The organism is Sorangium sp. So ce375 (assembly GCF_051473855.1).
Taxonomy (GTDB): domain Bacteria; phylum Myxococcota_A; class Polyangia; order Polyangiales; family Polyangiaceae; genus Sorangium.
Window position 1 is genome coordinate 8,315,724 of the sequence record NZ_CP150335.1, and the last position, 12,301, is coordinate 8,328,024.

Below are 12,301 nucleotides of genomic sequence, written 5' to 3' on the forward strand. Positions count from 1 at the left end.
CCACGGACGCGCCTCGCCCCGGAGCGGCCGCGCGGCCGCAGGCCGCGTTCGTGAGGGCCGCCGCGCTGCGGTTCGGCTACAAGCCCCGTCGCCATGGACTTCTTCGCGACCGCCGCCAAAGGCACCGAACCCGCCCTCCGCGACGAGCTCCGAGAGCACCGGTTCCGCGGCGTCCGCGCCGATCGCGGCGGCGTCCACTTCTCCGGCCCGCCCGACGAGGGCTTCCGCGCGTGCATCGAGCTCCGCACCGCCGTGCGCGTGCTCGTCGAGCTCGCCTCCTTCGACGCGCCCAGCGGGGACGCGCTCTACGACGGCGTCTCGCGCGTCGACTGGGCCCCTTACCTGAGCCCGGTCCACACGCTCGCCGTCCGCGCCTCCTGCCGCTCGAGCGCGCTGACGCACACCCAGTTCATCGCCCAGCGGACCAAGGACGCCATCGTCGACCAGATCCGGCGCCGCGTCGGCGCCCGCCCGTCGGTCGACCTGGACGACCCGGACCTCGCCCTCTTCCTCCACCTCGTCCGCGACCGCGCGACGCTTTACGCCGATCTCGGCGGCGCCGCGCTGCACCGCCGCGGCTACCGCACGCACATCGGCGGCGCGCCGCTCAAGGAGACGCTCGCCGCGGCGCTGCTCCGCCTCTCCGGCTGGGACCGCGCCCGCCCGTTCGTGGACCCGATGTGCGGCGCCGGCACGATCGCCCTCGAGGCGGCGCTCTGGGCGCGGGACATCGCCCCCGGCCTGCGCGCGCAGCGCTTCGGCTTCGAGCGGTGGGCCTGCCACGATCAGGCCGCCGCGCAGCGCACGGCCGCGCTCCGCGACGCCGCGCGCGCGCGCATCCGGCCCGAGGGCCCCGCGATCGTCGCGGCCGACATCGACCCGCGCGCCGCCGAGATCACCCGGGGCAACGCCCGGATGGCCGGCGTGCAGATCGAGGTCCGCTGTCAGCCCATCACCGCGCTCGCCCCGACCGCGCCGCCGGGCCACGTCCTGACCAACCCGCCGTACGGCGAGCGCCTCCCGGGGACGCTGGCCCTCTACCGCGACATGGCGGCCGCGCTGTCGCGGCTCGCGGGCCACCGCGTCGCCATCCTCGCCGGCACCGAGGACATCGAGCACGCCATGCGCCGGAGGCCGGAGCGATCGCTCGCCGTGTTCAACGGCCCGATCGAGTGCCGGCTGCTCACCTACGACATCCCCTGAGCGGCCCGCCGCGGCGACGCGCGCGCGTCGCCGGCGCGGCGTGCGTCGCGCGCGCCGGCGAGGCGCGTCAGGAGAGCAGGCGCATCAGGACGACCATGGCCAGCGCCGTAAGGAGCATCCCGGCGACGAAGCCGATGATGAGCCCCCGCTTTCCGGCGAGCCAGCTCGGCTCCCTCGCTTGCGCAGGCGCAGGCGCAGGCGGCGCCTGCGGTCCCACGACGTGATCGGGGATCGTCGCGCGGCGCTCCAGCGCGCTGCGCTGCTCTGCGACGGTCGTGGCGAGCTCGAACGGCGACGCCGCCGGGACCGACGGCAACGGCGCCGCCGGGGCCGCCGGCGACGCACCGTCCGCCATGGAAGGCGTCCTCCGTACCGCAGCCGCGGAGCCCGCGGCGACCTCTGCGCTCGCCGAGCCGGACCCCATCGCCCCGAACCCCTGCGGGCTCGCCGCCTGGAGCTCGCCGGGCGTCACCGTCGGCATCTGGCTCTCGGCCGGGGGGTGGGACGAGACAAGCCGGAGCGTGTTGGCGACGCGCGGCGGCCTCTCCCACACCGCCGCGGCGCCCCCGTCGAGCAGCGGGCTCTGCGGCGTCGGCGGGACCGGGGCGGAGTCGACGCGCACAAGGCCGACCTCGGCCCGCTTCGCCGGCGTGCCGAGCCCGAAATCCTCGGCGGAGCGGAGCGTCGCCTTCACCTCGCGGCCAGGAGGCGTGATGTCCAGCTCGTCCCCCTCGTCATAGGCCGACGTGTGGACCCGCACCCTCGCCGGGGCGAGGAGCTCGTCGCGGCGGACCATGGTGAGCGTGCTGTCCTCGCCCGCGTCGTCCTCCGAGCCCGGCTCGGCCAGGCCGTTCCCCGAGAGCAGCGCCTCGCTGGGGCCATGCGACCAGGACGGCAGCTGCAGCGAGATCTCCGGCACCGACTCCCCGGCCCAGCGCTGCGGCTCGACACCCGCCGCCGGAGCCACCCGCTGCGGGTCGAGCGTCTGCGGGAGCTCCGAGGGAGGCGCGTGGAGCAGCACCGGCGGCGGAGGGCCTGCGTCGGCGCCGGCCCTCCCGGAGACGAGCGTCCGGGCCGACTCGATCGAGAGCTCTGCCTTCGGCCCCAGGCCGGAGATCGGCCCCGACGTCGAGCTCGGCAGCGACGTCAACGGCGGGAGCGACATCGGCCCCCGCAGCGACGCATCCCGAGAGAACAGCGAGCTCGGCTGCCGGCGCGAGATCGGCCCGAGCCCCACGGCCGTGTCGGGCAGCTCGGCGAGCAGGCAGTGCAGCGTGTACCCGAGCTCGCGCGCCGTCTGGTACCTGTCCTCCGGCTGCTTGGCGAGCGCCCTCACGATCAGCGCCTCGAGGCGAGGGTGGATCCCCGGCGCGCAGCTGCTCGGCGCCGGCACCGGCGCATGGATGTGCAGCGTCGCCGTGTGGAGCGGCGTCTCGCCCTCGAACGGCAGCCGCCCCGTGACGAGCTGGAACAGCAGGACGCCGCAGGTGTACAGGTCGGCCCGCTGATCCACCGGCAGCAGCCCGCACTGCTCCGGAGACATGTAGGCCGGCGTGCCGACGAACGTCCCCGCGCGCGTGACGACGGACAGCGGGTCGGCGAAGATCTCGGGCTCGTCGCCGGACGAGCCCGTATCGAGGATCTTGGCGATCCCGAAGTCGAGCACCTTCACCCGCTCGCCGTGAGGGTGCATGGGGTCGGGGACCACCATGATGTTCTCGGGCTTCAGATCGCGGTGAACGACGCCCATCTCGTGGGCGACCGCGAGCGCCTCGCACACCTCCGAGAGGATGCGGACCGCCCTCGCCTGACCGACCGCGCCGTGGCGCTCGAGCAAGGCGTAGAGGTCGTCCCCCGAGAGCAGCTCCATCACGATGTAGCTGAGGGCGCCCTCGACCCCGTACTCGAAGATCTTGACGGAGTTCGGGTGCTTCACCCGCGCCGCGGCCTTCGCCTCGCGCTGGAAGCGACGGATGAACGCGCGGTCCGCGGTGAACTCCGGGTTCATGATCTTGATCGCCACCCGGCGGGGCTCGGCGTCGCGCTCGGCGATGAAGACGCTGGCCATGCCGCCCTCGCCGAGGAAGCGGGTGATCGTGAACCGCCCGGCCACCTTGCGGCCGAGGAGCGCCTCATGCCTCATGCGAAAGGCACCTGCCGATGTCTGCCCCGCTCGCCCGCTCCCGGGCGGCCGCGCCGCTCGCCCGCTTCCAGGCGGCCGTGCCCCTCGCGCAGGAGAGCGCAGCGCCCAGGGCTGTCCACGCGCCCGCGCGACCCGCGCGTCCGATGCGAGGGAGAGTGCACGCGGCGACCATACCAAAGAACTCGACAGCCGACGACTTGTCGGCCCCCGACGACGGCCTCCCGGGGCGCCGCGCGCCCACGACGGCGCGCCAACGACCGTCCCGAGCACCGCTCCCGACCGCCGTCACCCCGGAGGCGGGCGCCGGTCGCAAGCCCGATCGGCAACAGTTAACTCTTTAACGCCACCCCCGATGCGTATGTGCGACAGGTGCTTAACTTATCGAAAGAGCTCGCCTTCGAACGTTGGCGAACGTTGGCAACGTTCTTGCCTGGGGGGATTGCCTCGCGCTGCGCCGCGTGCGTCGCGAAGGGCCAGCTTGTGCGTCGATCTCGACAGGCAGCTTCCGGAGGATCGTTGATGAATCGAATTTTAAGGCGTGCGGTGCTCCTCGGCACCGTCGCGCTGACCGTCGTGGGGGCGGGCTGCGCCGAGGAGCGGCCGTCCATCAGAAGGGTGCAGAGCAATGCGCTCGCCAAGTCCTTCTTCGTTGGAAAGGACCTGAAAGACATCGTCGACGACCCCGAGTTCTACATGCGGGGGACGGTCGTCGACGTCGGGTACGGCGCCGCCCAAGATGGGCTCTTCACGTCGACCTACGCCCAGCCCGTCTCCCGGATCAAGTGGGAGGTCACCGAGCACCAGCTCAACGCCCGGCTCGCCTACGAGCGCATCGAGGGGACCGACGGCAAGGGCAACAACTATAACGGGCTCGCCAAGAAGACGACGAACGACGGCCAGATCGTCGCGAGCTACGCGATCGAGTCGCATTTCGATATCGTCCGCGACTACAACCCGTCGACCGGGGAAGAGTCGAACGTCATCGTCGAGAACGCGAGCGACAGGCCCTGGTACGAGCGCGAGTACTTCCGCGTCGACTGGTCGCGGAACCTCGCCACCGACGCTTACAACTTCGACACCCTGTCGCAGATCGGCCTCTACGGAGGTGTCGAGTACGAGCCGCTCGCCTATTACATCAGCGATCCCGCCTCCGCCGACGCCCCGCAGTTCGACCCCAAGAACGGCTACTTCGACGTCACGACGAAGGCGTTCGCCACGCCCCTCATGCTCGACCTGTCGAGCCTCGGCTGGGGCATCGACAAGTTCCCGGCCTGCATGCTCCCGGGCGACTTCGCCGGCGGCACCGACCCGTACGGCAACTGCAACCCGGTCGAGATCACGATCCGGCAGTCGTTCAAGAAGGTGGTCGACAACGACTACGAGCCGGTCGACGTCGACGGCGTGAGGTTCCAGGCGTTCGGCATCTTCACCGCCGATTCCCGCTACGGCTACGACCGCAAGTACGGGATCGTGGACAACCAGTGGCGGCGCTTCGCGGCCCGCTACAACCTCTGGGAGCGCAGCCACTTCTACGAGGACCCCGAGGCGATGGAGGGCGCGCTCCCCTGCGCGACCTCGGAGGCGGCCCAGGCCGCCGATCCGAACCTCGACGAGGACGGGGACGGCACCGCGGACGTGTGCGCCGCGGCCGGCGCGGGCTCGCAGTGCGACGTGTTCAAGCAGAAGTGCACGCTGCCCTACGCGGAGCGCAAGGCCGTCGTCATCCCCTGGTACATCGGCGGCAACTCGTCGGAGGACCTCTTCGAGGCGACCCAGTGGGCCGCCGAGGAGTGGGATCTCGCGATGAAGACCGCGATCCAGACGTCGCGCCTCGTCGAGTGCCGGAAGACGGGCGGCGAGGACTGCGACGCGAAATTCCCGATGTGGAAGGGCCAGCAGGACGACATCGACGAGGCCGTCGCGATCTCACGCGACCTGAACGCGTGCCGCCGCAGGGACGGCTGGGACGCGCCGGCGTGCGACGACCAGGCCAGGGCGGCCGTGGAGGCGCTCGTGGAGCGTCGCGGCGGCGACCAGGCGACGCGCGCGATCGCCAGCGTCGTCACGCAGCCATCGGTGATCGTGCTCTGCCACAACCCCATCATCGAGGGCGATCACCCGGCCTGCGGCGACACGAGCGTTCCCCTCGAGGAGCGCGTCGCCCCGCGGCTCGGCGACCTCCGCTACAACAGCGTGCTCATCGTCGACAAGCCGCAGACGCCGTCGCCCTGGGGCATCATGGCCGACGCGGACGACCCGATCACCGGCGAGAAGGTGGCCGCCAGCGTCAACATCTGGAGCCACGTCACCGACTCCGCGGCGCAGCAGCTCGTCGACATCGTCCGCTACATCAACGGCGAGATCCCGACCGCCGAGATCACGAATGGCAAGTACATCCGTGACTGGGCGCAGGCGAGCCGCGCCTCCGGCGGCGGCCAGGGGCCCACGATGACGAAGCGGGAGGTCACGTCGCGGCTCGCGAGCGCCACGAAGCTCGACCCCGAAGCGTACGAGAGCCTCGTCGCGCAGGGCGTCTCCCCCCAGCTCCAGGCGCTCATGGATCCGATGAAGGCGAGGGTCGCCGACGTCGCGGTGCGGGGCGACGTCCCCTCCCCGCAGCAGGCGGCCGTGGGCGCCCGCATGAAGGCCGCCCGGGGCAGCATCGCCGAGGCGGACCTCATGAACCCGGCGATGCTGAAGCACGCGGGCATCCCCGCCGGCCTGCCCATCGAGGGCCCGCTCGCCGACGCGGCGTCGCCGTTCGCGATGAACAACCCGAAGATGCACTCGCAGCTCCGCCAGATGCACGACAACGCGCTCGCCGAGCGCGGCGCCTGCATCCTGCACGAGGCCCCCGAGGCCTCGGCGGTGACCGGCCTCGCGGAGGCGCTCCGCGACAAGTTCCCCATGGGCAACAAGGAGACGGCCGAGGAGAAGCGCGGGCGCTACGAGCAGATGTTCAAGTACATCCAGCGCCGCTACCAGTACGCGGTCATCGCGCACGAGATGGGGCACTCCGTCGGCCTCCGGCACAACTTCGTGAGCAGCTACGCCTCGCTCTTCTTCCGGCCCCAGTACTGGCAGCTCAGGACGAAGAACGGAAAGATCAGGGCCCAGTGCGCCGGTGAGGCGGACGAGACCCCGGAGGAGTGCGTCGGCCCCCGCTACTACGACGCGATCACGGACGAAGAGCAGAAGAACATGATCTGGATGTTCCAGCACTCCACGGTCATGGACTACCCGGGCGACGTCTCCCAGGACCTTGTCGGCCTGGGCGTCTACGACTTCGCCGCCGCGCGCTTCTTCTACGGCGACACGGTGAGCGTCTACGACAACCGCGACTCCAAATACCTGGCCGGCGGCCGGGTCGGCGGCGGGCTCCTCGCCGCGACGGACAACTTCGGCGGGCTGGCCGGCATCAAGTACGGCACGTTCTCGAAGGGCACCGCCACGAGGGCGCCCAGCGTCAACGACTTCCACTACTCCCAGCTGCAAGCGCAGTACGGGGTCATCCGCGACTGCTACGACGTGCCGGCGACCCCGCCCGCGACGTGGAACGAGGAGCTCGACGGCAAGTGGCACCCGCTCCTCGACGGCGGCATCGTCACGGTCGGCGACGAGACGAAGCGCTGCCGCCAGCAGCCGGTCGACTACGTCGGCTGGACGCAGATGCGCAAGCCGCAGGACGGCGAGACCTCGCTCCCCTCCTTCCGCGGCGGTCCGGCGGTCGACGACAAGCTCCGCGTCCGCGTGCCGTACGCGTTCGCGACCGACAACTGGGCCGACACCGGCAACGTCTCGGTCTTCCGTCACGACAACGGCGCCGACCCGTACGAGCAGCTGATGTTCCTGATCACCACCCAGGAGAACAGGCACATCTTCGACAACTTCCGGCGCAACCGGACGACGTTCAACGTCCGCGCCGCGGCGGATCGGTCCTACTCCCGATACAGCGAGAAGATGCTCGGCATCGCCGGCGGCATCGGGTTCTACGGGACGATCTACCAGGACATCGCGACGAACCAGGGCCTGTCGTTCGACACGCTGTGGCCGCTCCTCGTCGAGAACGGCCTGCAGGAGAACGTCGTCGCCGCGACGGTGGCGTTCGATCACTTCGCCAGGCAGCTCGCTCGCCCGGAGGAGGGACCGCACTACCTGCGCGATCCGCTGTTCAACGACCCGGTCCTCCACTCGGACCTCGACGGCGACGACTACGGCGCCGGCACGAGCTTCGAGAGCGACGGCGGCACGGCCAACACCGCGGTGCTGGTCCAGATCCCGAACGGCTCGACCGGCTACCTGAAGGACATCGGGTTCGGCGGTCACCCGCTCGAGAACAGGAACTCGGACGATCACGGCGACTTCGACACCGACTACTCGTTCAACGCGGGCAGCTACTACGACAAGATCCACACGGCCATCCTGCTCTCCGAGTCGGAGGACCGGTTCGTCAGCAGCTCCCGCCGCGACTTCTACGACGCCCGCTTCCGCGCGGTCGGCATGGCCGACGTGCTGCCCGAGGGCTACCGCCGCGTGCTCGCCAACGCCCTCACCGGCGACCGCTCGCTCCTCGCGCCTCGCCTCGAGGCCGACGCGGACGGCCGGCCGGTGCTCGACGCGGAGAGCACGGATCCCGACCCGCTGGCGAAGGAGTTCCCGGCGCGCCCGATGGGCTGGGTCAGCTGGTGGCCGAACGAGGGGCCGCAGGTCTGCTTCCCGACCAACGGGAGGAACCTCTGCTCGAACTACACCGGCGGCGACTTCGACCCGGCGACCGTGGACCGGACCATCTCCGTCGATCCGCAGATCGGCTGGGAGGTGCAGAAGTTCCTGATCGCGTGGACGCTCGCGTACATCCCCGCCAACGGCAAGACGAACTGGCTGGACATGATGCGCGTCTACCGGCTCGGCAGCGACGCGGACCCGGGCTTCGAGCAGCGCATCGAGTGGCAGGACCCGACGTCCGGTCAGGTCTACTACGCCCGCACGTACGGCATGGAGTGCCTCTTCGGGGCCGGCAAGAACAGGACGGCGTGCGAGGGCTCCGGCGGCAAGTGGGTGCAGAAGGGCATCGCGGCCCGCGTGATCGAGTACGCCAACGCCCTCACCGCGAAGGGCTACCAGCTCGACGAGCAGAGGTACGACGGCAACCTGGTGCCAGGCAACGCGGGCGACAACGTCCCCGCGGATCCGGCGTACGCCGCCGCCTATGGCCCCGGCTTCAACAAGTACGGTCGCGCGATGATCACGTACCACCCGGACGGCACCGCGATCATCGTCCCGGATCGCGCGATCAAGGACCTGTCCCCGGTCGGCTCGTTCACCGAGGTGCCGGCGTGTGATCAGAACATCAACCCGAACTGCACGCAGCTCACCATCTACAAGAACCACTACGCGTACGAGCTGAAGAGCTACAAGTCGGTGCCCGACTACCTGCTCAAGATGATGGCCCAGTTCGGCCTCGCCGACCCGGAGCAGCTCGGCGTGTACCCCGACTGATCCGCGCCTCGCCGCGCCGGGGCCCCGCGTCGGGGCCCCGCCCTCCTCTCTTCCCCTCTCTCCTCCCCATTCCCGCAGCCTGAGCGCGCGCCGGCCCGGCCCTGCGCGGCGCCCGTGCCCCTCCGGCCCGAGGTCTCACCGGCCGAGCCCGCCCTGCTGCCGTTGAGGGTCGCGCGGGCGCCAGGGCGGCACTACGCTCGCCGTGGCGCCGCGCGCGCCGCGGCATGATCCCTTCCCCCGCCCTCCCCGTCATCGTCCCGGCCCAGCGCTCGGACGCGCGGGCCTTCTCGACCTACCTCATCGAGCACGTGGCCGAGTCCGGCCGGCGCGGCGTGCCCCATTTCGCCGTCGCCACGTCGCTCGCCCCCGACGAGGTCGAGCAGAGCGCGCGCGACCGCTGGGGCAAGGCGCTCGACGAGCCGCTCTGGGGCCGGGCCTGGCTGCTCCGGTCGAGCGAGCCGCGGGCGCGCGTCATCGGGCACGTCGAGCTGCGCGGCGGCCGCGTCCGGTCCGAGGGCCACCGCGCCGTCGTCGCGATGGGCATCCTCGGCCCCCACACCGGGCAGGGCCACGGCCGGCGCCTGCTGGAGACCGCGATCGCCTGGGCCCGCGATCAGGCGGGCCTCTCGTACCTCGACCTCGGCGTCTTCTCCAACAACGAGCGCGCCAGACGGCTCTACGCGGGGATGGGGTTCGTCCCGATCGGCACCCGAGAAGACGCGTTCCGGGTCGACGGCGCCATCCTGGATGACGTCCAGATGACGCTCGCGCTCCGCTCTCCCGAGCCGCGCGCCACCCCGGCGGAGCGCTGAGGCGCGGGAACGGGCGCGCCCGGGTCCGCCCGTGGCCCGGCCTACGCCCCGGACGAGCGCTGGAGGGTACCCGCCGCGGCGCAGATGCGTCATGAGGACAACGCCGTCCAGGCGCCCGCCCGAAGGCCCGGCCATCGCCGGCGCGGATCGCCGTCGGTCGCCACCGCAGTCCATCGCCACCGAAAGCCACCATGCTCCGCTCGCCGCTCCTGCCGATCTTCCTCACCGTCTTCGTCGACGTCCTCGGCCTCACGCTCGTCCTCCCGCTCCTCCCGTTCTACGCCGAGCACTTCGGCGCCAGCGAGCTCGTGGTCGGCGTGCTCGCGGCGAGCTACGCGGTCTGCCAGCTCGTCTCGGGCCCGATCCTCGGGCGGATCTCCGACCAGGTGGGCCGCAAGCCGACGCTGCTCGCGAGCCAGACCGGCACGTTCATCGGGTTCCTCGTCATCGGCTCGGCGAGCTCGCTCTGGATGCTCTTCCTCGGGAGGATCATCGACGGGCTCACGGCCGGGAACCTGACGATCGCGCAGGCGTACATCAGCGACGTGACCCGGCCGGAGGAGCGCACAAAGGCGTTCGGCCTGATCGGCATCGCCTTCGGCTCCGGGTTCCTGCTCGGCCCGGCCATCACGGGGGAGCTCGCGAGCCGCTTCGGCTACGGCGCGCCGGCGTACGGCGCGGCGGTGCTGTCGCTCCTGTCGGTCCTCCTCACGGCCACGCTGCTCCCGGCGAAGCCGCCCTCGCCGGTGGCCCAGGACGGGGCGGCCGCCGCGGCCGCCCGGCCGGCGTCGATGGGCCGCGGGGACGCCTTCCGCCGGTACTTCGACCGGCCGCTCCCGCGCCGCCGGCTGCTCGAGTTCTTCGCCTTCTCCCTCTCCTTCTCGACGCTCATCGGCGGCCTGGCGCTCTTCCTCGAGCGGCGCTTCGCGTTCGGCGTCAAGGAGACGGGCTACCTCTACGCCTTCTCCGGCCTCATCGGCGGCAGCATCCAGGGCGGCCTGATCGGCCGGCTGGCGAAGCGGTACGGCGAGGAGCGGCTCGCGCTGCTCGGCTTCGGCACGATGGTGATCGGCTACGGCCTGCTCGGCGTCGCGTACACGCTGCCCGTGCTGCTCCTGCTCGTGGGGATCGCGGCGTTCGGCGCGGCGGTGGTGCGGCCGGCGATCACCACGCTCCTCACGAAGAGCGTCGGCCGCGACGAGCAGGGCGCGGCGCTCGGCGTGAGCCAGTCGCTCGCGAGCATCTCGCAGATCATCGGCCCCATCGGCGCCGGCTGGCTGATCGAGCACCGGGCGCTGGCGGCGTACGGCTTGATGGCGGCGAGCTTCGCCGCCATCGGCGTCCTCCTCGGCCTGCAGAAGATGCCCGTCGGCGAGCCGATCGAGCTCTGAGCGGCGCGCCTCGTTTTTCGCGGAGCTAGGCGCGCGCGCCCTTCACGAAGGGCAGCAGGGCGTCGACGAGCGGCGGCGTGGCGTCGTCGAGCCGCCGGGGGTTGTGCCAGGCGAACGGCTCGACGAGGCGCGACGGCCGGAGGCCGAGCTTGCCGCGCGAGCACTCGACGAGGAGCGACAGCGCCCCGTGGCGATCGTGGAGCCAGTCGATCTCCAGGCCCGCCTTGCGGATACCCCAGGCGAAGCGGACGTAGGACATGGCGCGGTACGGCCTGCGATCCGCGGCGCGCGCGACGCGCAGCGCGAAGGCGCGGTGCTCGGCGGCGTCGGCCACGGGCCAGAGGCTGTGCGCCGGCGGGTACAGCACGGCGCCGCCGGCGCTGTGCAGCGACAGCGCGCGGTCGATCCGGCGCGGCGACAGCGCGTGCGCGATGGCCTCCACCTCCGGCTCGCTGGCGGGGCGGCTGCCGGGCGAGAAGACGAGCCCGATGAGGCGCTGGATGAGGCCCCGCTCGTACCAGCCGGCGTCGAAGTTCCGGTTGAGGTCGACGCCGCGGGCGTTGCCCCGCACGTACCGGTGACGCCCGGCGCGGAGGTTCATCTCGACGCGGAGGAGCCCGTCGGGGTTCACGATCGGGACGGCGAGGATCGACCTTCCGCCGAGGTCCTGGGTCGCGAGGCGCTCGAGCAGCGCGAGGTGGGCCTCGATGCCGATCCACTCGAGGGGGTGGATCCCGGACAGGATCACCGTCGTCCGCTCGCGCTCGCGCAGCCCGGCTGCCCTGGAGAGGCGCGGATCGAGCGGGCCGGCGCGCTCGGCCGACGAAGCGACGGCGGCGTCGCTCGCCGCCGGATCGTCCGCGCCGCCGGGCGGGCCGCTGTCGTCGTGCGCGCCGTGGAGGGACGCGCCGTTCATGACGCTCCGTCCGCCCTGGGCGCCCAGCGCCAGGCGCTCCGCGGCCCGCCCCTCGCCGCGCGCAGCGGCCGAGCTGGCTGCGCCGAGGTGAACGGCGAGCAGCGGCTCGCCCCGGATAGAGCGCCCGATCAGCGAGAGCTGCGCCCCGCGGTCGGCGAGCCGCTCGATCGCCTCCAGGAGCTCGCCATACCCGCGGTATGGACCGAGCCCGCGGCGGGCGAGCAGGCGGGAGAGCGGCGCGCGGCGGTGTACAAAGAGGGCCGCCCTCAGGGCAGCCCGGCCTTGCTCTTCCGACGCCTGATCGGACTTCGGCATGCAGGGCTCACCTTTACCCTAG

General features: G+C 72.0%; 6 protein-coding genes. 4 read left to right on the top strand and 2 right to left on the bottom strand.

The genetic code is table 11. The features are described 5' to 3' along the window. Positions 1 to 93: 93 nt before the first annotated feature. Positions 94 to 1,203 carry a THUMP domain-containing class I SAM-dependent RNA methyltransferase gene (locus tag WME90_RS30785; protein ID WP_437275596.1) on the top strand — a complete coding sequence of 370 codons (1,110 nt, stop codon included), beginning with the start codon at positions 94 to 96 and terminating at the stop codon, positions 1,201 to 1,203. 67 nt (positions 1,204 to 1,270) lie between these two features. On the opposite strand, the gene WME90_RS30790 is transcribed toward WME90_RS30785, so the two are convergent. Continuing rightward, entirely contained in the window at positions 1,271 to 3,346 is a 2,076-nt protein-coding gene (locus WME90_RS30790) for a protein kinase domain-containing protein (RefSeq protein ID WP_437275597.1), read from the bottom strand. Positions 3,347 to 3,865: 519 nt separating this feature from the next. Between WME90_RS30790 and WME90_RS30795 the strand changes: the two genes are divergently transcribed. From WME90_RS30795 to WME90_RS30805, 3 genes are all read left to right on the top strand, one after another. After that, positions 3,866 to 8,845 (top strand): hypothetical protein, encoded by a 4,980-nt coding sequence (locus WME90_RS30795; RefSeq protein ID WP_437275598.1) that lies wholly within the window; start codon positions 3,866 to 3,868, stop codon positions 8,843 to 8,845. A gap of 224 nt (positions 8,846 to 9,069) precedes the next feature. After that, positions 9,070 to 9,657: an N-acetyltransferase family protein gene (locus WME90_RS30800; protein WP_437275599.1), complete on the top strand. Its 588-nt coding sequence runs from the start codon at positions 9,070 to 9,072 to the stop codon at positions 9,655 to 9,657. 191 nt (positions 9,658 to 9,848) lie between these two features. Then, a complete protein-coding gene (locus WME90_RS30805; protein WP_437275600.1) occupies positions 9,849 to 11,048 on the top strand; it encodes an MFS transporter in 1,200 nt (399 codons plus the stop codon). A 25-nt stretch (positions 11,049 to 11,073) separates the two neighbouring features. Here WME90_RS30805 and WME90_RS30810 read toward each other — a convergent pair whose 3' ends face one another. Continuing rightward, positions 11,074 to 12,279 (bottom strand): M14 family metallopeptidase, encoded by a 1,206-nt coding sequence (locus WME90_RS30810; protein WP_437275601.1) that lies wholly within the window; start codon positions 12,277 to 12,279, stop codon positions 11,074 to 11,076. Positions 12,280 to 12,301: the final 22 nt, after the last annotated feature.

What these genes read in the sequence shown, in the direction of transcription:
- WME90_RS30800 (WP_437275599.1), top strand. Translation starts at nt 9,070, where the DNA reads ATGATCCCTTCCCCCGCCCTCCCCGTCATCGTCCCGGCCCAGCGCTCG.
- WME90_RS30805 (WP_437275600.1), top strand. Translation starts at nt 9,849, where the DNA reads ATGCTCCGCTCGCCGCTCCTGCCGATCTTCCTCACCGTCTTCGTCGAC.
- WME90_RS30785 (WP_437275596.1), top strand. Translation starts at nt 94, where the DNA reads ATGGACTTCTTCGCGACCGCCGCCAAAGGCACCGAACCCGCCCTCCGC.
- WME90_RS30810 (WP_437275601.1), bottom strand. Translation starts at nt 12,279, where the DNA reads ATGCCGAAGTCCGATCAGGCGTCGGAAGAGCAAGGCCGGGCTGCCCTG.
- WME90_RS30790 (WP_437275597.1), bottom strand. Translation starts at nt 3,346, where the DNA reads ATGAGGCATGAGGCGCTCCTCGGCCGCAAGGTGGCCGGGCGGTTCACG.
- WME90_RS30795 (WP_437275598.1), top strand. Translation starts at nt 3,866, where the DNA reads ATGAATCGAATTTTAAGGCGTGCGGTGCTCCTCGGCACCGTCGCGCTG.